At 40.5% G+C, this 19,636-nt stretch carries 22 protein-coding genes; 9 read left to right on the top strand and 13 right to left on the bottom strand.

The window, feature by feature from the left end; all coding sequences use genetic code 11:
* Positions 1-28 precede the first annotated feature (28 nt).
* Positions 29-685: a phosphatase PAP2 family protein gene (locus tag ACR42H_RS07010; protein ID WP_436376869.1), complete on the bottom strand. Its 657-nt coding sequence runs from the start codon at positions 683-685 to the stop codon at positions 29-31.
* A gap of 159 nt (positions 686-844) precedes the next feature.
* Here ACR42H_RS07010 and ACR42H_RS07005 point away from each other — a divergent pair, with 159 nt between their 5' ends.
* The gene (locus ACR42H_RS07005) at positions 845-2,053 is read left to right on the top strand and encodes a M20 family metallopeptidase (protein ID WP_113883430.1); all 1,209 of its coding nucleotides are present in this window, start codon (positions 845-847) and stop codon (positions 2,051-2,053) included.
* Positions 2,054-2,250: 197 nt separating this feature from the next.
* On the opposite strand, the gene ACR42H_RS07000 is transcribed toward ACR42H_RS07005, so the two are convergent.
* From ACR42H_RS07000 to ACR42H_RS06990, 3 genes are all read right to left on the bottom strand, one after another.
* Positions 2,251-2,976, bottom strand: a complete 726-nt coding sequence (locus tag ACR42H_RS07000) for an EcsC family protein (protein ID WP_113883431.1) — start codon at positions 2,974-2,976, stop codon at positions 2,251-2,253.
* Positions 2,977-3,039: 63 nt separating this feature from the next.
* Positions 3,040-4,260, bottom strand: coding sequence for an ABC transporter permease (locus tag ACR42H_RS06995; RefSeq protein WP_436375249.1), 1,221 nt, complete (start codon positions 4,258-4,260; stop codon positions 3,040-3,042).
* On the bottom strand, positions 4,253-4,993 hold the full coding sequence (locus tag ACR42H_RS06990; protein WP_436375247.1) for an ABC transporter ATP-binding protein: 741 nt from the start codon (positions 4,991-4,993) through the stop codon (positions 4,253-4,255). Before ACR42H_RS06990 ends, ACR42H_RS06995 begins: the two co-directional genes overlap by 8 nt.
* A 649-nt stretch (positions 4,994-5,642) precedes the next feature.
* Between ACR42H_RS06990 and ACR42H_RS06985 the strand changes: the two genes are divergently transcribed.
* The 3 genes from ACR42H_RS06985 (at position 5,643) to ACR42H_RS06975 (ending at position 7,974) form a co-directional block, all read left to right on the top strand.
* Positions 5,643-6,062 (top strand): HIT family protein, encoded by a 420-nt coding sequence (locus ACR42H_RS06985; RefSeq protein WP_113883434.1) that lies wholly within the window; start codon positions 5,643-5,645, stop codon positions 6,060-6,062.
* A gap of 173 nt (positions 6,063-6,235) precedes the next feature.
* Positions 6,236-7,318, top strand: coding sequence for a 3-phosphoserine/phosphohydroxythreonine transaminase (gene serC, locus ACR42H_RS06980; protein WP_436375245.1), 1,083 nt, complete (start codon positions 6,236-6,238; stop codon positions 7,316-7,318).
* A 128-nt stretch (positions 7,319-7,446) separates the two neighbouring features.
* The gene (locus ACR42H_RS06975) at positions 7,447-7,974 is read left to right on the top strand and encodes a tryptophan transporter (protein WP_113883436.1); all 528 of its coding nucleotides are present in this window, start codon (positions 7,447-7,449) and stop codon (positions 7,972-7,974) included.
* A gap of 41 nt (positions 7,975-8,015) precedes the next feature.
* Here ACR42H_RS06975 and ACR42H_RS06970 read toward each other — a convergent pair whose 3' ends face one another.
* The gene (locus ACR42H_RS06970) at positions 8,016-8,207 is read right to left on the bottom strand and encodes a hypothetical protein (protein ID WP_113883437.1); all 192 of its coding nucleotides are present in this window, start codon (positions 8,205-8,207) and stop codon (positions 8,016-8,018) included.
* Between the two features lie 190 nt (positions 8,208-8,397).
* On the opposite strand from ACR42H_RS06970, the gene ACR42H_RS06965 reads away from it, so the two are divergent.
* The 4 genes from ACR42H_RS06965 (at position 8,398) to ACR42H_RS06950 (ending at position 10,732) form a co-directional block, all read left to right on the top strand.
* Complete coding sequence (locus tag ACR42H_RS06965; protein WP_113883438.1) at positions 8,398-8,754, top strand: YtxH domain-containing protein; 357 nt, start codon at positions 8,398-8,400, stop codon at positions 8,752-8,754.
* 288 nt (positions 8,755-9,042) lie between these two features.
* The gene (locus ACR42H_RS06960) at positions 9,043-9,618 is read left to right on the top strand and encodes an HTH-type transcriptional regulator Hpr (protein ID WP_113883440.1); all 576 of its coding nucleotides are present in this window, start codon (positions 9,043-9,045) and stop codon (positions 9,616-9,618) included.
* Positions 9,619-9,847: 229 nt separating this feature from the next.
* Positions 9,848-10,396, top strand: a complete 549-nt coding sequence (locus ACR42H_RS06955) for a DUF3267 domain-containing protein (protein ID WP_436375242.1) — start codon at positions 9,848-9,850, stop codon at positions 10,394-10,396.
* Positions 10,397-10,552: 156 nt separating this feature from the next.
* Positions 10,553-10,732, top strand: coding sequence for a hypothetical protein (locus tag ACR42H_RS06950; RefSeq protein ID WP_009331432.1), 180 nt, complete (start codon positions 10,553-10,555; stop codon positions 10,730-10,732).
* A gap of 413 nt (positions 10,733-11,145) precedes the next feature.
* Here ACR42H_RS06950 and ACR42H_RS06945 read toward each other — a convergent pair whose 3' ends face one another.
* Entirely contained in the window at positions 11,146-11,238 is a 93-nt protein-coding gene (locus ACR42H_RS06945; RefSeq protein WP_076261102.1) for a YjcZ family sporulation protein, read from the bottom strand.
* Between the two features lie 62 nt (positions 11,239-11,300).
* Entirely contained in the window at positions 11,301-11,384 is an 84-nt protein-coding gene (locus tag ACR42H_RS06940) for a YjcZ family sporulation protein (RefSeq protein WP_064503397.1), read from the bottom strand.
* A gap of 359 nt (positions 11,385-11,743) precedes the next feature.
* Between ACR42H_RS06940 and ACR42H_RS06935 the strand changes: the two genes are divergently transcribed.
* Positions 11,744-12,640: a peptidylprolyl isomerase gene (locus ACR42H_RS06935; protein ID WP_436375240.1), complete on the top strand. Its 897-nt coding sequence runs from the start codon at positions 11,744-11,746 to the stop codon at positions 12,638-12,640.
* Between the two features lie 60 nt (positions 12,641-12,700).
* Here the strand turns inward: ACR42H_RS06935 and ACR42H_RS06930 are convergent, their stop codons facing one another.
* The 6 genes from ACR42H_RS06930 to ACR42H_RS06905 form a co-directional block, all read right to left on the bottom strand.
* Entirely contained in the window at positions 12,701-12,886 is a 186-nt protein-coding gene (locus ACR42H_RS06930; protein ID WP_113883444.1) for a sporulation YhaL family protein, read from the bottom strand.
* Positions 12,887-13,008: 122 nt separating this feature from the next.
* The gene (gene yhaM, locus ACR42H_RS06925) at positions 13,009-13,953 is read right to left on the bottom strand and encodes a 3'-5' exoribonuclease YhaM (RefSeq protein ID WP_113883445.1); all 945 of its coding nucleotides are present in this window, start codon (positions 13,951-13,953) and stop codon (positions 13,009-13,011) included.
* A 190-nt stretch (positions 13,954-14,143) separates the two neighbouring features.
* The gene (locus ACR42H_RS06920) at positions 14,144-14,833 is read right to left on the bottom strand and encodes an LrgB family protein (RefSeq protein ID WP_113883446.1); all 690 of its coding nucleotides are present in this window, start codon (positions 14,831-14,833) and stop codon (positions 14,144-14,146) included.
* The gene (locus ACR42H_RS06915; protein ID WP_258549824.1) at positions 14,830-15,168 is read right to left on the bottom strand and encodes a CidA/LrgA family protein; all 339 of its coding nucleotides are present in this window, start codon (positions 15,166-15,168) and stop codon (positions 14,830-14,832) included. Before ACR42H_RS06915 ends, ACR42H_RS06920 begins: the two co-directional genes overlap by 4 nt.
* 176 nt (positions 15,169-15,344) lie before the next feature.
* Complete coding sequence (locus ACR42H_RS06910) at positions 15,345-18,338, bottom strand: AAA family ATPase (protein ID WP_436375237.1); 2,994 nt, start codon at positions 18,336-18,338, stop codon at positions 15,345-15,347.
* A gap of 14 nt (positions 18,339-18,352) precedes the next feature.
* Entirely contained in the window at positions 18,353-19,582 is a 1,230-nt protein-coding gene (locus tag ACR42H_RS06905; protein WP_436375235.1) for a metallophosphoesterase family protein, read from the bottom strand.
* Between the last annotated feature and the right edge of the window lie 54 nt (positions 19,583-19,636).

Below are 19,636 nucleotides of genomic sequence, written 5' to 3'. Positions count from 1 at the left end.
GAGACTATCTGCGATAGTCTCTTTGCTTTTATGCCGATTCTCTCTTGTGTGAATTTCTTCTGAACATTGACTTTAGTGCTGCGTAAAGTGAAATCGAAATAAATACCCAAATATATCCTGCTGCAAATCCCGCTGCAATATCTGACGGATAATGTACCCCCATCACAATCCGGCTGATTCCCATTAGAAAAATCCATATGCCAGCTAAAATCGCCGTCACCCATTTGGCAGGCTTGGACTTTATTTCGTTAATGATAAAATAGGCGATAACCGTATACAGGATCATCCCAATCATAGCGTGTCCGCTCGGAAAGCTGAGACTCGCCACATCAACCAGATGTTCCTGATCAGGACGCGGCCTGCCAATAGCCTCTTTAAGCCACTTATTTACCTCATTTCCCGCTGCAACAGCAAAAACAACTGATGCCATCGCTTCAAAATTCCTATATTTAAACAAAAGTATCAATAAGAATGCCAATGTGATGATTCCAACACCGGCTTTATCCCCCAAACTGTCCATAGCTTCAAAAAATGGATAGGTATTTTCTGAAAACAAACCTGTAAAAAACTTTGAAAAATAACGATCAAATTCCAGGGATGTTCCGATATTAACAGAAGCCAAAAAATAAAGAAAAACTGCCGCTGATACAGCCAGGCAAAAATATGCCCATTTAGATTTATGCATTTCCAATCTTACTAATACCTCCCATTTAGCCTTTTAATTTATAGTATCATCTCTTCTTCACTTGTATTATGTTAAGTTTGAGAAAAAAAGAATTTCTCCTTTAACCTATTAAAGAATGTTATAATAATGAAAAAAATTATACAGATAGGAGAGGGAATCATGTCCGAAACATTATTTAAAAAACTGGAAAACTATTACGATGAAATGGTCTCCATCCGCCGCTATCTTCACCAGAACCCTGAAGTATCCTTTAAGGAAGAAAAGACGGCTCACTATATCAAAACCTATTATGAAAATCTGGGGATTGAAGTCCGGGGGCAAGTAGGAGGAAATGGAGTTGTTGCTAAGATCCATGGCAGCAAACCAGGAAAAACCATCGCTTTAAGAGCCGACTTTGATGCACTTCCTATCCAAGATGAAAAGGATGTCCCATATAAATCATTGGTACCAGGTGTTATGCATGCTTGCGGACATGATGGGCACACAGCAACTTTGCTTGTGCTGGCAAAGGCACTCAATGAACTTTCCGGCGAATTAGAAGGTACATATGTCATGATTCACCAGCACGCCGAGGAATATGCCCCAGGCGGAGCGAAATCGATGATCGCAGATGGCTGCCTTGAGGGAGTCGACGCCATTTTTGGAACTCACCTATGGGCATCCGAACCAACAGGGAAAATTCAATATCGAGTCGGTCCATTTATGGCGGCAGCAGACAGATTTGAAGTTTCCATACAAGGAAAAGGCGGACATGGAGCACAGCCTCACAAAACAAAGGATGCTATTGTAACTGCGGCCCAGCTGGTCGTCAATCTCCAGCAAATTGTCAGCAGAAAAGTAAATCCCATTGATTCTGCAGTTGTAACAGTTGGATCCTTCGTAGCTGATAACGCATTTAATGTAATTGCCGATAGAGCAAAATTGGTCGGTACTGTCCGCACATTTAACGAAGTCGTCCGTAATAATATCGAAGCGGAAATCGAGCGTATAGTAAAAGGAACATGCTACACAGCAGACAGTGCATATGAGTATCAATTCCATAGAGGCTACCCTGCTGTTGTGAATCATAGAAAAGAAACCGAATACCTGGCTGAGCTGGCAGGGAAAATTAACGAAGTCAAATTGGTTGAAGAGACAGACCCTGAAATGGGCGGCGAAGATTTTGCCTACTATCTGCAGCATGTAAAAGGCACCTTCTTCTTTACAGGTGCAAGACCGGAAAACACAGTTGAAAATTACCCGCATCATCATCCAAAGTTTGATATCGATGAAAAAGCGATGCTGATCGCAGCCAAAACATTGGGAACAGCAGCTTTAAACTATCATAGTTTTTATGAAAGCAAGGATTCTGTTGAGGTAAGGTCGTAAGAGGAAATATGAGATTGGGCCAGGCGACTGGCCCATTTTTTGTGGTGGTGTGGACCTTTTTATCAGCGGATTTTATGTTTGGCGCTAAAACCATTTTTATTTGCTCAATCAATTTCTCTTTTACCGGATACCTCGGACAAATTGGTGCAATTAACTCACTTGCCTCAATCAAAAATTGCAAAAAAACTGCCCCAGGCCTAATCAGGCCTCGGGGCTGTCTTTAATATCCGCAGACGATAAGCATTTTTTGCGGTTTCTCCTAAATGGTCAAGCAAATTATAGTTAGCATACGCTCCAACAGCAGCACCTATACCGGGCACCAGCTGGAGCATCTTAACGAAGTCTATATAATCACGGTATTCCTGCTGAAATACCTTCCAGTCCATGTCAGCCAATGCTTCCTTCCTGTCATCCCATTCTTCAATCAGCTTCAGTGTTTCTTTCCTTTTGTCATCACTGGAAAATGCGAGCTGAAAGACGTGCAGGAGAAACAGGCGCTCTTCATAATCATTTGTATCAAATCCATATATGGCTGCAGCTTCAAAAAGAAATTTCATCTTTATGCTCAGCAGTAAAGGAAAATCAGCCAGACCAAGGAAAATTCCACCTGCCCCGGTCCCGGCACCTTCAACCGCAGCTGTTTTGCGGTAGGTCGAAACCTTGTCTTCTAGCATGTGATCCATTACTTCAAGTCCGCGGCTCGCAGATTGCTTTTTTCTGGTCGTTGCATTTGATCCAATCAAGGTTGCCTTCACCATATTTTTTATGCTGTCTGTAATAATTTGATGAGCTTTTTCGGGTATTATACTATTTACCTTTGTTTGAGCTTTTTTGGAAAGGCGATTCAGCATACTGGAACGCTTGTTTATTCGCCTCTTCCACTCTTCAATTTCGTGATACGCTTTTAATTCATATTCCCTCATTTTCATACCTGCCTTCATTCAGGATGACTATATATACGTATGCAAGACAGCAATGGTTTCATTTTATGTCCTGCTGCCCGCCAGCCGTTTCTGAATATAGAAATGAGTATAAGCATATGCAAATAGAATCCCTAATGCCAAAGACAGCAGTGATGCCATCCAGCCGCCATTTGCCAGGACAGCCAGCGATAAGAGGAGTGCCTGAACATATAGGATGCCTGTAAGCAGCTGTTTGAAGGACTTCTCCTTTATGTCCCCTTTAACCGGGTATAAATTCACCCACAGCTTATCCTGATGATGATTCCATAAAGGCAGGAGCTGAAAGCCTGTTAAGTACATGAAGAGCGGTACAAGCAGTATTTGTCCCATTCCATACGAGATTAAATAAATCGCTCCAGCACCAATGAACGTTAAACGAATGAATATACCGAAGTAATCACCAGAACGGAGAAACGTTCTAACAAAAAGGTTTTTAAAAGTCGCTTCCTGTTTGAAAGGAATGCCTGCCATCAGCCAATCAAGCCATTTCCGCCTTTTCACGCGATCTTTCAGCTTCGGAACATCTGTAAACATATTGGCAAGCCTGTAGAAAGAAGTCATTCTCCTCTCTTCTTGTTCAATCAAAATCTCCCATTTTAGTCCTTTATCCCTGGATTTCATGCTGAAGAACAAGTATAACAGAATCAGCAGCACACCTGCCGCCAGCATAAAAATGGGGGAGGCACCGCTAAAAAGGAAATATAGAAAAACAGCGTTTACTGAATAACGGACACATGCATCCAGGATATGTACGCTTGTTTCGATGTAATATTGAATCTTCCAGCGGATCAGCAAATTGATAATTTTTAACGACAGCAGGATAAGCAGAAAAGGTAAAAACGTATTAAAATTGCCATCATTCACTCTGGCATACAAGGGCATAAAAATTCCCAGCCCCATTACCAGGATGTATGCATGCACCAAAAAGCTGACTGCCAGCGAACGTCTAAAATAACCTGAAAGCCTATCTTCAAGCGGCAGAAGAAAAATTTTGTCTGCCTCAGAAAAAAATGTATAAATCGGGCTGTATGTAACCAGAAGAGCTAAAATAATTGCCATTACCGCTGCAGCAGGAAAGTGATTGGGAAGCGTCTTTATCCACTCCTGATAATAAAAAGCGGCAGTGCCCAGAAGAAACACCATGACAATGACAATATGGCCATTAAAAATATAACGCAGATAGCGGGAAAGCTCTTTGACTGTCCTCCCGAATCTCTCCTTCCATAACTGTTTTTCATCAAACATAATCTTCTTCCTTTGTGAGCTGGATATATAAATCATCAAGAGTTGCTCCCGGCATAGCAAATTGCTGCTGCAGCTCTGCTAAAGTCCCCTTTGCCCTTACTTTTCCTTCATGCAAAATCACAAAACGATCACAATATCTTTCAGCAGTTGCCAGTATATGGGTGGACATAAGAATGCCTGCACCGCTTTCTTTCATTTTTTTCATCAAATCAAGAAGTGATTGAATACCCAGCGGGTCCAGACCTACAAACGGTTCATCAACTATGTATAATGACGGCTGCACCAGAAAGGCGCACATAATCATTACCTTCTGTTTCATCCCTTTAGAAAAATGGGCAGGAAACCACTTCAGTCTTTTTTCCATTCTGAATTCCTTTAGGAGTGTCGCCACTCTTGATTTATAGTCTGCTTCAGGCAGGCCGTATGCCATGGCTGTTAGTCGCAGGTGTTCTTCCAGTGTTAATTCATCATATAATATCGGCGTTTCCGGAACAAAGGTGAATTGCTTGCGGTACCCTTCCTTATCCTTAAGGAATTGCATGCTATTGATCGTAATTTCGCCTTCCTTCGGTTCCATTAAACCAATTACATGTTTGATTGTCGTACTTTTTCCGGCTCCGTTAAGACCGATCAGGCCGACAATTTCTTTTTCTGCCACATCAAAGGAGACATCCTTCAAAACCGGGTTTCTTGTATAGCCGCCGGTAACGTTTTTAATTTCGAGCAGCGCCATTTTCAACGTCCTTCCTACTATATATGTAAGACCATTGTAAAAAAAGCCAAAGGATATTGTCCAGTTTGGGGAAAATCCCTGCATATAAATCCCGAATCCGGACATTCTAATCTTTGAAGGGGAAACAAATCATTTGAACAACATTCAGATGATCAAAACTTGAAATGAGGTGTCTGTCGCAGACAGTTTCCTTTCAGTATAAGCTTCAAACGTTCCTAATAGGGGGATGGTTGCATTGCATATGAAACCTGATGATCTTAAACACTTGATCGCTTCACCCGAAAGTGGTCACTAAGTCATTTTATAAATGAGGTGTTTGTTAAAGACTATCATCCATGCTTTATACGCCCGTGAATGCATATAAAGAAATAAGGGGATGGTCCGATTGAACAAAGATCGAATTTCTCTAGATATAAACACAATTCATTCATAAATGAGGTGTTTGTTAAAGAGAATTTACCTGAAGTAGAAACGTTCCAATAGAAGCTTCCCCTTCACCGAAGGCAGGATTCCAAGCGGATCCTGCCTTTTTATTTTATGAATAGGACAATGCAATCATCCCTTCTCCCCAATAATATGTTTCACTTTTTTGTTTTTTGGCGGATATGGTAGAATTGTGTAAAAGCATATTTAGTTAGGAGCTGACATAATGACCGATTGTATATTCTGTAAAATAATCAATGGCGAGATTCCATCAGCCAAGGTTTTCGAAAACGAGCATGTGGTGGCGTTTCTGGATATAAGCCAGGTCACTAAAGGGCATACACTTGTCATCCCGAAAGTACATAAAGAAAATTTATATGAAATGGATGCGGAAACAGCCCGCAGCTATTTCGAATCTGTTCCGGAAATTGCAAGAGCCATCAAGGCTGAATTTGATCCAATTGGCATGAATCTAATTAATAACAATGGTGAACAAGCCGGGCAGACCGTTTTCCACTTTCACTCTCACCTTATTCCCCGTTATGGAGAAGGAGATGGCTTAGGAGTTGTGTGGAAATCACATCAATCGGAATATTCAGCCTCAGATCTTAAGGAGATCTCTGAGGCCATAGCAAAACACATGTAACTCTCTCATCCTCCTGATCTGCAGGAGGAATTTTTTTGCCTTCTTTATCCCCCAATTTTCAAAATGTTCATTTTTTTCTCTGTACAAATCAGTAAATTTTGTTAACATATTAAATATCTTTATTTCTTTACAGCGTTATAGTGGATTGATTTTATATTTTTGGAGGGAGAAAAATGTACCGTGCTCTAAATTTTAATGCAGGTCCCGCAGCCCTGCCGGAAGAGGTCTTAAAAGAAGCGGAAAAGAATTTATTGAACTTCAGCAATACGGGAATGGGCATAATGGAACTAAGCCATAGGAGCAAAGAGTATCAGGCAGTACATGATCAGGCAAAAACACTTTTGAGAAACCTGCTGGCCATTCCGGATGATTATGAGGTGCTATTTATCCAGGGAGGTGCAAGTCTCCAGTTTTCAATGATTCCGATGAACCTGCTGGGAAAAGATCAAGAAGCCCATTATATCCTCAGCGGCTCCTGGTCGGAGAAAGCTTTAAAAGAAGCAGATAAAATTGGCAAAACCGTTATTTCTGCCTCAAGTAAGGATCAAAAGTACCGCCTCATCCCAGAATACAATCAAAATGACATTCCTGACAGTGCTGCCTATCTTCATATTACCAGCAACAATACAATTTACGGCACACAATGGAAAACCTTTCCTTCGAATAAAAAAACACCACTTGCAGCAGATATGTCCAGCGATATTTTAAGCCGTCCATTGGAAGTGGAGCAATTTGATTTGATCTATGCAGGCGCCCAGAAAAATCTCGGCCCTTCCGGTGTAACAGTAGTCATTATCCGCAAAGATCTATTACAAAGATCATCAGAAAAGCTCCCTGCAATGCTGAATTATAATACGTTTGCCAATAATAACTCTTTATATAACACACCTCCCACTCTGGCTATTTATTTGCTTTCCCTGGTGCTTGAATGGGCGGATAAGAAAGGCGGCCTTCAGCAGATTGAAAAGGCCAATGAGAAGAAGGCGAAAATGCTTTATGATGCAATAGATGAAAGCGAAGGCTTTTACATAGGACATGCTCATAAAGACAGCAGATCCTGTATGAATGTCACTTTTAATCTTCAAAATGAGGACCTCTCCAGGGAATTCCTGCACAAGGCACAAGAAGCAGGGTTTGTTGGGCTCGGAGGACACCGTTCCATAGGCGGCTGCCGCGCTTCCATTTACAATGCTGTGCCAGAACACCATGTTGAAAAACTGGCCGCATTTATGAAAGCCTTTAAGAATAATAATTAAAAATATAACACCTTTTCAACCCAGGGATATGTGTTATAATGAGTTAAAGTTTTTCGCTGCAGGCAAAGAGTGCACTGCAGGAGAGACGAACAGAGCTTAGTCTGAGAATAGCAGAGGAGAGATGAGAAATGAATACAAAAAATTTAGTGGCCTTATCCCTATTAGTCGGGATGGGCGCAGTGCTTCATGCCGTTGTACCAGGGTTCTTTCTTGGGATGAAACCGGACATGATGCTTACCATGATGTTTTTGGGCATAATCCTTTTTCCAGACAGCAAAAGCGTTTTGCTTTTAGGTTTGGTTACAGGCCTGATATCCGGGCTTACCACAACTTTTCCTGGAGGATTAATCCCGAATATTATTGATAAGCCTGTTACAGCATTTATCTTTTTTGCTTTGTTCCTGATCTTAAAGAAATTCCGGAAGAATATCATCAGTGCAGCTGTCTTAACAGCAGCAGGAACAATTGTATCCGGAATTGTGTTTTTAACTTCCGCATACCTGATTGTCGGATTGCCAGGACCATTCACTGCATTATTTGCAGCAGTTGTACTTCCTGCAGCTGCAGTTAACACGGCTGCAATGGTTATCCTTTATCCAGTAGCACAATCAATTGCAAACAGAACAAAGCTGACTCAGCAGACGTTCAGCCAATAATAGACAAAGCCCGCAAAATAAGCGGGCTTTTTATATTTACATTATTGGAAGCTCCCTACAATCATTCCCAGCAGGAACAACAGTACACCGCCTGCCGCTAAAGCAGCTGCCCTCTTTTTCAGAACATACTTCGGAGGATAGACTCCCGGTTTCTTTATTGAAAGAAAAAAATGAATACCTCCTAAAAACAGAACCACACTCAATGCAAAAATTCCAGCCGCCGCTCCGGACAATCTATCTCCCCCTTTCGCTTTATATCCCTCTACTGAATTGTATGCCTGTATGCCGGGAGCTATGAGGATATGGTTTACCCTTCTAATTTTTGTGATATAGATATAGAAACGGTGACTTTTCATTTTCCGCTTTAGAAAAATGAGTAATGTAGTAAAATAGACATATAAACAAGATTTTGAGGTGATGGTTATGAAAGCCAAATCGTTATTGCTTGGACTATTAGCTGGCGGCGCTGCAGCCGGCATATCAACCCTATTGACTGCACCTGCTTCAGGAAAGGATACAAGACAGCAGTTAAAAAATACGACAAACACCCTGAAGGAGCAGCTGACCGAATTAAAATCTGAATTGCTTGCCATAAAGGAATCAGCTTCATTTGCTTCGAAGGAAGGAAAAACCGCTTTAAAGGAATTCTCAAACGACATCAAATATTCCATCAGCAATTGGAAAAACGAAATCCTTCCACATCAGCACAAACTTCAGAGAGAATTGCAGGAAATTGAAGCAGCCATCCATGAACTTGAAACAAATTTAAATAAAAAGTGAATAAAAAAATCCTTCTTTTTTCTTTGGTTAAAAAGAAGGATTTTTTTGTTTTTGAACGAAAACCAATATATTATGAAAATGCTTCAAATTTTTATAAAGCTTTGAACAAGCTCTCATCCCTTGTCCTTAAGCCTTTTATAGAAATATCTAATTATATTTCTAAAAATTTTGTAAATTTATATCTTTATTAATTTTTGTTTTATTGGCATAATGATACTATGAAAAGAAAATAAACTTCTGGCTGTTTGACCAGAAAGACTTAATTTTACAAAGTAGGTGAATTTTTGAATGTCGGATAAACCAATTTCTATGAAGGAAGCAATGATCTTCAGCCAGCGAGTGGCACAGCTGAGTAAAGCCCTGTGGAAGTCTATAGAAAAAGATTGGCAGCAATGGATAAAACCCTACGATTTAAATATTAATGAACACCATATTTTATGGATTGCCTATCATTTAAACGGAGCATCGATTTCCGATGTTGCCAAGTTTGGCGTAATGCATGTTTCTACTGCATTCAATTTTTCCAAAAAGCTTGAAGAACGAGGCTTTCTTCAGTTTTCTAAAAAAGAAAGCGATAAAAGAAATACCTATATTAAATTGACTGATGACGGCGAAAAGGTGTTACTAAGTCTTATGGAAACCTATTCACCCGAGAAAAATGCCGTGTTCTCAGGTGCGTTGCCATTAAGGGATCTGTATGGGAAATTTCCAGATATCATTGAGATTATGGCGATAGTCCGCAATATATATGGTGACGATTTCATGGAAATTTTTGAAAAGTCCTTTGCTAACCTTGAAAATCAATTTGATGAAGATGAGGGCAAATTAAAGAAAAAAACAACAGCTGAAAAGGAACTTGTTTAAATAGATAGAGTTCCACTTATCATTATGTAAACCCTTACAAAGCGAATGCATGCTATTCGCTTTGTATTTATGAAATCAGTTGCTCATAGTTTCACATATGTTTTATTATATAAAAATTTTTTTCGACAAAATGTGTTAGTTTTCCCTATTGATTTTTTCATTTATTCATCGTAAAGTATCTTAAGTGAGTTTGAAAGATTACTATTTTACTCCATTTGGAGGTATTTTTATGATGAATTGCTGGAAGACGATTAACTTCACGAAGCAATATGGATCGCAAAGACTTTTTATACTGTCTTCCTTAACCATGCTGGCTACTTTCATATTTACATATGTTCCTGCAACATATGTATTTGTGCCGGGTTCCTTTTACGATAATTATTTTATTTTCTTTGCAGCCGGCTTATGGCTGATGTATCCTGTGCACAAGCTGCTTCACTATCTGCCTGTTGCACACCTTGGAAGTATTGTTAAAAAACAGCTGAAGATTAAATATGGCTTTATGCCGATTATATATATTCGAATAACGGAGCCTATTTCAAAACGGCTATTCCTGTCTGCCACTTTGGCCCCTATGTTTATTTTAAACAGTGTGCTTCTGGCAGCTTGCTTTATTTTTCCGCATTATGTTCATTATTTAATAATTCTGTTTGCATTCCATGCAGGCTTATCTTTTTCTGACATTGTGTGCGCCAAAAATGTGCTGAATGCCCCAAATCAATCTTATGTTGAAGAAAATGAAGATGGGTTTGAGATATTGCTTCACTCAAACCAGTAGCATAAGCATAAATCCCGGGTATCCTGACAAAGGATACCTTTTAGTTACCGGACAGGCAACCTTTAATACTATCTTTTTTTTGTGAACTTTGTTATTGTAAATAACAGACAAAACATGTAAAAGCAATCATATGACTGCCCAAGGAGGGAATCTTGGATGATCTCCATCTTTATTATTTTTGCCGTTTTTATCTTATTTTATATCAACAAGATGACAAATTCGCTTTGTCTCCAAAAAGAGATTCCTGAGGAACGGCAGCCCAAAGTATTCAGAACCATTAACATTCTTATTACCATATTGCTAATCTCTTCTTTTGTAGAAATCTTGTATGCTTAGGATATCCTGAGAGCTCTTAAACATGAGCAAAAGCGGCGGAAATTTTCCGCCGCTTTTTATATATATTAATAAGTTTCAAATTTTGAACGTCGATAACTGTCCAGCCCAGCGCCTCCCCCCCCCCGAGGTCACAAGCTTGTCTTGCGGCGGTTCCTAGGGACTCGGGGGCATAAGCCTTTTCCTTTCAGAAGGAAAAACACTTTCTTACAGGAACCGTCTTATGTCTGGCGTCCCTGGGCACCCGCCTCCACATTTCGGACAATCCCCCAAAATGGCAAAGAACGCCTTTCTGACAGGCTCGACTTGTGCTTGTGGCCCCCAGAATGGGGGCATGCATACGTTGCCCCAGGACGTGGCGTTTTTAGTCTGCGTTCCTCAGTGGGCAAGGCGCTTCCGCTTTTCTGTTTATCATCTTAGTAAAGCCAAGATGCTCCAATGATGATCAGCAAAATGAATAACACGACAATTAACGCAAAACCTCCGCCGTATCCGCATCCTCCGGACATATGGAATCCTCCTTTCAATTTAAGGCACAGAGCCCACAATGGACCCTATACCCAAACTAGGCTTACAGCCAAGCTGCGCCTACAATTATTAATAAGATAAACAATACAACGATTAGCGCAAAACCTCCGCCGTATCCAGCACCCATGGATAACACCTCCCCTTCAGGTTGCTACCATATCCTATTCATTTGCCTCTGTGGTCGGATAGGCTTATATCCCGGCTACCCTAACTTTTTTTAGGTGTTTGAACCTCCCATCAGAGGATTCCATGTATCATATGTACAATTGTCCTGAATGGGATGGGCGAATACCCAGATTTTTTAAAAAACGCTGTGTTTATCGACCAAACAGTACTTTCTTCTTTTGTTATTTTTTACATTTATGGTATAGTAGGGATTGTGATAAATACAGGCTCTGTGAAGAAAATTGCTGTTTTTGAGGAGTCTAAAAATTCCAGTTCCAGCTCACCAGAGCCGAATTGAAAATTAATTTAGGAGTGTTCAACATGAAAAAATGGATGCTATCCCTCTCCATTGCAGCCGGAGTAATTGGATTAAGCGCATGCAGCAGCACCGGCGGGGAATCAGGAGATGTTGTCGTTGAAACAAAGAGCGGAAACATTACGAAGGACGAGCTTTATGAAGCAATGAAGGAAAAATACGGCGAACAGGCGCTCCAGGAGCTCATTTACGAAAAAGTTCTTTCTGATAAATACGAAGTAACAGACGAGGAACTTAACGAGAAAATCGACGAATTAAAACAGCAGCTTGGCGCAAACTTTGAGATGGCGCTTATGCAATATGGCTATAAGGATGAAGAAGATCTAAGGGCAACTTTCAAAACAGGCTTGCTCCAGGAAAAAGCAGCTATTAAAGATATTGAAGCAACAGAAAAAGAAGTTAAAGAATACTACGATAACTACAAACCGGAAATTAAAGCACGCCATATCCTTGTAGAGGATGAAAAAACTGCTGACGAAGTAAAGAAAAAGCTGGACGAAGGCGGAAAATTTGAAGACCTGGCAACAGAATATTCAAAAGACCCAGGATCTGCTGCAAATGGCGGAGATTTAGGCTGGTTCGGCCCAGGTAAAATGGTTCCTGAATTCGAGGAGGCTGCTTATGCCCTTGATGTGAACGAAATCAGCGCTCCTGTTAAATCTGAGCATGGTTTCCACATTATTCAAGTAACAGAGAAAAAAGAGAAAAAATCATTTGATGAAATGAAGAAGGAAATGGAATATCAAGTGAAAGTGTCCAAGCTTGACGGCGAAAAAATTCAGCAGGCAATGGATCGTGAATTAAAGGCTGCTGATGTTGATATTAAAGATAAGGAATTAAAAGGAGTTCTTGAAGAACCGGAAGCTGGGGCTGAAGGGGAAGCAGGAACTGAAGAAAAATAATGATTAACGGGACTCCAGGCTTGAGTCCCGTTTTTTATGTTTATTTAGACGGATTCCAAATCAGCCTGCAGATTGCTGAGTGGATTTCCGCTCCTCTTTTTCCCTTTCAAGACGCTTCATATATATTTCACCCTCACGTTCAATGCTGTCCTGCTCCACCTTTTTCTCTTCCCTGCCCGTCGTCACCGCCATATATGCACTTACAACGATTCCGGCTGCAACAAAATATATCCAAATTGGAATCATCAGTTTCCCCTCTTTCTTTTCATAATGGTTGTCCACTTACTATAAATGTATGTTAAACCAGGAAAAATATGATAGACAGAAAATAAAAAAGCCATCCTTTCCATTAGGAAGGATGGCAGTTATTATTTATGAAAACTCGGCTTATAGAATGAACGGTTATCCAGAGCAAATACCCGCTCGGAGAACTCTCCCGGTTTCACCCTCTCAAGGGCTCTATCAAGCATGTTCATTTTTGCATCAATATTATCAATGTAATGAAGAATTTCTGCTTCCTTGATAAGCGGCGGTTTTGGACTGCCCCATTCCGCTTTGCCGTGATGGGATAAAACCATATGCTGAAGAATCATAATTTCTTCACCGCTAATTCCCAGTTCCTCAGCTGCTTTACCAATTTCATTGATCATAATGGTAATATGTCCAAGCAAGTTTCCTTCTATTGTGTAAGAAGTTGAAATCGGTCCAGACAGTTCTGTAATCTTTCCTAAATCGTGCAAAATGACTCCAGCGTACAATAAGTCCTTATCCAGGCTTGGATACAAACCTGAAATTGCCTTTGCCAAATCCAGCATGGAAACTACATGATAGGCAAGACCGGATACGAACTCATGATGATTCTTCGTAGCGGCCGGATATTCAAGAAAGTCCTTTTGGTGCTTCTTCAATAAATGGCGAGTAACCCTTTGGATATTCGGGTTTTTCATTTCAAATATATATTGAGTAATTTTACTCATCATTTCATCTGTACTTAATGGCGCTGTTTCAAGAAAGTCTGCCAGCTTGACCGGGTCTGTTGGGGACGCCGGCCGAATTTGGCGGATTCTTAGCTGATTGCGTCCACGGTAATTTAAAATATCCCCTGTTACTTTTACAATGGTTTCAGGGCTGTAGTTTTTCGCATCATCATCAGACACATCCCAAAGCTTTGCTTCAATTTCTCCGCTTTGGTCCTGGAAAATTAGGGTCAAAAACGGTTTTCCATTACTTGCAATCCCTTTAGCTGCACTTTTGATTAGCAGAAAAAGCTCGATTTGTTCTCCTACTTCGTAATAAACAATTCCTTTTGACATACGCGCACCGACGCTCCCTTCACGAGGTTGTTTAAAAAGGGCACTAAGAACCAGACAGTCTTTGGCAGCCCTTATTAAACATGCAATTCTATTAAACTAGTATACCACACAGATCCTGCACTCTCCTAAATTAATCCGTCATAAAAACCCATTCACGTTTTCATGAATGGGTTTTTGTGGTATTTGAAGGTTACAGCAAAAGCAGCAATATTGGAATGAATAACGAAAGGATAATTGCAGAAGTTGTCATGGCTATACACCCCATGGCACCTTCTTCCTCTCCCCACATAAGTGAACGGCTGGCTCCCAGCATCTGTGCTGAAGTGCCCATTGCCAATCCTTTGGCGGCTTTACTATTTATTCCAAGCCACTTCAATAGGTTTGGGCCCAGCATAACGGAAAAAAGACCAGAAAATAGCACAAAGAAAACGGTAAAGGCTGTAGTCCCTCCTAAGCCATCAGAGACCGTTAAGGCTACCGGGAGTGTTACTGATCGTGGAATAAGAGATGCAATAATCTCCTGATTAAAGTGAAAAACCTGTGACATGATGTAAACTGAAAATATGCCTAAGGAGGTTCCGGCAAAGACTCCTGAAAATATTTTCTTAAGATGTCTTTTCATTAAGGGCCACTCCTTATATAAAGGAACAGCAAAAGAGACAACCGAAAGCTGGAGGAGCAGTTCAAACAGACTGCTTCCTTTTTGATAGACTGATAGAGGGATGTTGCACAATAAAAGAATGGTAACCAAGAGCGCAGTTCCGGTGTATAAAGGATTTAACCAGCTCTTCTTAAACTTCCTGAAAACTTGCAGGCTTGCGATATAACTGGCAAGAGTCATCAAGATGCACCCTATACTATTGAATAAAATAGAACTCATTTTTGGCGCCTCCTTTTTATATTCTCATACATTTGAACAGAATACGCTGTGCCCAATAAACAGCAAAAGCTGCTTAGAATCAGGACCAAAAGGAAATGAAAATTCAATAGAGGAATAAAATTTGGAGATAAAAATAATCCAATGACAAAGGGGATAAACAGCAGGGACATATGTTTAATTTGAAAAGATGCTGCTTTCTCTATCCATTCTAATTTAATAGAATTGGTTACCAATAGGATTAGTAACATAAGCATCCCTATGACACTTCCAGGAAGCGGAATATGAAAGAACGCAGCCGCAAATTCCCCTGCAATCAGAAAAATAGCGAGTAACAATACTTGAATCAGCCAGGGCAATTTTTTTTCTCCTTCCTAACCGCTTTTTATCATCTTACTGAATAAGAAAAGAAAAGACATGATATTTGTAAGGTTCCTTTACACACTTTTTTTAAATGCTTGTGAGTTTTTGTAAGATTTGCTTACTCTACATAATAAAAAGCTGCCTGTTATAATTAGACAGACAGCTTTTCCTTTGCAACGGATTGTATTTGTTCTTCCTGAAAATGCGACAGAAGATGCTTATGACAGGTGAAAAATAAAATTTGCCTGCCTGAAAGGTTCTTTAACAGGTTAATCATTCTTTCAGTACGGACATGATCAAAATTCACGAAGCTATCATCTATAATAATGGGGAAGGGATACTTGCCATAAATGGTCATGGCAAGTGCTAGCCTAAATGATACGTAGATCTGTTCAGCAGTCGCCTGGCTCAGTTCTTTTGCTTCAAAAACTGCTCCTGTCTTACTTTCTATAAGAAACCCGCTTCCTTCTTCTTTAGGAAAAATCCGTACATAACCGCCATTGGTTAAAAAAGAAAGAAATTGCTCTGCCTTTCCCAGCATTTTAGGCAAACGCTCATTTTTAAAACTGTTTATCGTTCTATCTAATATATCCTTGGCAGCAGCATATTTTGCCCACTCCCTTGCTTCTTCTTCAAATTCAGATTTCAGCAAGGCAAACTTATGAAGGAGTTCCGCATAGGTTCCGCCCTCTTCAAGGATTTGAATTTCATATTTGACCTCAGCAAGTTTTCTCTGCACACCAGGGATGCTTTCCTGAAGCAGAGCAGCTTCTTCACTGACAGCTTGGATTTCTGCTTCTGGTTTTGTCACATTGGAATATTGATTGATTTCTTCCTGTGAAAAAGAGTTAAGATTAATATGCTTGCGGACCTGTTTAATCTTTTCTTCTAGTTCTGCTAACTTCTGTGCTTCAGCAGCTTTTTCCCTGTATTCTTCAGCTGCATCGGTTCCAGCAAGGGAAAGCTGATATTCGTATTCTTTTTGAAAGTGGCTAAGTTCGGCCAGCACTGTGCTGTGTTCTAGATTTAACTCATGAAGCGCCGCTTCCCTTTCACCCTGCTTAATATGCTTTTCCGTTTCTTCTTTCAGTCTAATTTTCAATTGATAGCCAATTTCCTGTACACTTCCCGGCTCACTATCCAATAAGCCCTTTAGCTTATGAAAAGTATGGAGCTTCTCATTGATTCCCTTTTCTGCTGATGCCTTTCTTTCTGCAGTGTATTTCTTTTCCCTATAGAGGGCTTTTAACTGTTCAATCAGATTAAAAGCTTCACTCAAAAAGGTTTTGGAGATGTCATGAGGTAGAAATAGCTGTTTACCCAGATGCAGCAGTTCATTTTCAAGTTCGGCACATTCATTCTCCCATTTTTCAAAAGAGGCAATGACCTTTTCGTATTTTTCATTTGCCTGTTCAAGCTGAAACAGCAAGTGGATAAGCTGATTTTGCCGGTCGCTGTCTTTCTTCAGCTGTGCCTCCAGGCTGGCTGCATGCTGAATGTCAGGCTGCTTTAATTTATCAAGCAGTGAGCGTTCTTTTTCACTCAGAGCTTTTATCTCATTCTTAATAAAGCTGTCTTGCCCCTTAGGCTCTCTTTTATTTGCAATGGCAAAACAAAAGGCTGCGCCTATAAATCCTGCACCTGCAATCACCCATGATTGGCTAAAGATTCCCCATCCGAACAAAGCAGCAAAAAGGACTCCCAAGAAAAACAGCTGCCTTTTCTCCTGGTATGTTTTTTGCCGTCTTGTTTCCTGCTCCTTTTTTTCTGCTCCCTGAAGGAACTGAAGCCTTTCCTGTGTATCCTGCAGTTCTTTTTCGATATTATGCTTATCTGCAGTGAAGCTTAATGTTTCCTTAATGGCTGAACGTTCCTCTTCCTTAAGAAGCTGTTCTTTCAATTCGCCAATTTTTCGTTCTATGTTCTCCAGCACTGATTTTTCATCGTTAAATCGATCATCCAATTCCTGTTTCATTGCTTTAAGACGGTTACGGCGGTTGTCCGCATTATTAACCTTTTCCTTCATAAAAACACTCGTATCAACTTGTTCAAGCTGCTGTTCGTCAATTTGGAGATGAAGTCTTTCCTGAAGATTAACTATTTCTTCTGTAATACTTTCCAGCTTAATTGATAATTCTTTTTCTTCTTGGTTTAACTTTTCCAAAAACGGCAGCCCCTCCACCGCTGCATTGATGTAATGTTCTTGCTTAAGGAGCAAATGATCGGGCTGATTACTTTCCAGCTCTTGTTCCAGGTTGATTATTCTCGATTCCAGACTAGCTCTTCGCCCTTCAAGGGGCTGAATCACACTTTCAAGTTTCTCCAAAAGAGCAAGCCCATTTGCCGGGAAGGAAATGTCTGAAAATTTTTCCCGTTCTTTAATCAGTTCATGCTCCTCTGCTATTAATGGATATAGATCCTGCCATTCTTTTAAACGGAAAAACTCCTGCTGAGCTTGTTCCAGTCTCTGATGTAATCTGTTTAAATCGTTTTCAAGATTCTCTTTTTCACGCAGCAATGTCCAATACTTCTCATTATTTTGCTCCGCTTTTTTCAATTCCTGATGCAGCTGCTTCATCTCTTTTAGCTTTACATTCAGGGATGGCTTTTTTCCGTTTGGCTTAAAGCGGCTTTCCAATTCCTTCTGAAGTATATTTTCCGCAGAAACCAGATGATCCGTTCCGAGTGAACCTGCTGAAAACAAATATCTCCCCAATTCTTCGCCCTTCATTTGATTTACATTTTGCAGCCCATGAATGTTAAAGGAAAAAATAGATTGATACAGCCCTTTATCAATGTGGTGAAGGAGATCGTTTAAAAGCTCTTCCCCTCCCCTTGTTCCATCCTCGAGCAAGACACTGACATCTCCGGATGCTTTACCTTTCACACGCTCTATAACTGCCTTCCCTCTATCAGGAAAAATCGCGGTAAGACTGCCGCCATATTTTGCTCCTTCCTTGGGTTCATACCTTAATTCCGATTGGATCTTTGCTGGAAAGCCAAAAAGAATACTATGGATAAAAGACATGATTGTAGATTTGCCTGCCTCATTTTCTCCGTAGATCACCTGCAATGATTGAACATCAGTTAGCCTAAAGTCAGTAAGCTTTCCATATCCGTAAATATGTATATCTGTAATTTTCAAAGGTCCACCTCCATTCAATGTCCTTCAGCTTTGTATAGAAGATCCACAAGCAGTGCTTCGGCTTCCTCTGCAATTCTCTGTTTTTCATCCTTAGTGAGCTCACCCATAAATCTTCTTGCCAGGGGATGTGCATACAAGATCAGAGCACTTTCACTGCCCTCTGCAAAATGACCCGCAGTTTTAAAAAGCTCACTGAAAAAATCCGATTCATGTGCCAGCTTTTCTTTATTCCACATTCTTTTTTCATTTACAGCAAGACCGGATATCCATACAAAAGACTCCTCTTCTGCCTCTTCCTCCTGCAAAGATTCGAGCAGCTCACCATTCGTTATGCTTCTGAACTCGTGATCAGGCAAGCCTACATCGTTGAGTGTCAGGTTTATGATTGTCCCCTTTCTGTTTTGGCGCTTTTCTTCAATCAAACTTAAGCAAAGTTCATAAATCTCCTGATAGCTTTCCGATTTTGAAGCATCTATTTCTGCATTCTCCCATATAACAGGAGCAGCCTCCAGAAACTCCGTCTTTGCACCAGAATTATCCAGATCAACTAAATAGCATCCTTTGGGACCAGTTTCTTTCCGGTTCCTTCCCTGTATATTACCAGGGTAAATGACGGGTGGCTGGGAGATTAAGATTTCTCGTTTATGTATATGTCCGAGAGCCCAGTAATCAAAGTCCTTTTCAAGCAAATCATTTATTCGGAATGGGGCATATTGAGCGTGATCACTGCTGCCTTCAAAAGAACCATGAAGGATTCCAATGTGCAGGTCAGCTCCATTTTCCCTGCTATATTGATCGATCATCCGTTCCGCCACATGTCTTTTAGGGTAGCTGAAACCATAAAGGTGAACGGATGTACCATTTTCAGCAATATGCTTCGCCACTTCAACTTCATGGGAAAAGATATGGACATTTTCCGGCAAAGGCAAGTGTGCCCATCTCCCATCCATATGATCATGATTTCCATGGACTGCATAAACAGTAATCCCGCATTCAGCCATCCGCTCCATCTCTTTCCGAAAACGTGTTTGTGCCCTTATACTTCTGTCTTCACCATCAAACAAATCTCCGGCTAAAATGATAAAGTCCACGTTATGGAAAATGGCTAAATCAACTATTTTCGTAAATGCTTCAAAAGTACTTTCCTGGAGCTTCTTAAAAATGGATGGGGGCAAATGCTTCAAACCGGACATTGGACTATCCAGGTGCAAATCAGCTGCATGAATAAACGTAACCCTTTTCATGTAAACTTCCTTTCATTCCTTTTCTCTCATTTTACCTCATCCAAAAAGCGAATG

This window comes from Cytobacillus sp. BC1816 (assembly GCF_051353635.1).
GTDB lineage: Bacteria > Bacillota > Bacilli > Bacillales > Cytobacillaceae > Cytobacillus > Cytobacillus oceanisediminis_C.
Note: the sequence above shows the minus strand (reverse complement) of the source record. Positions and strands in the feature narration are given on the sequence as shown.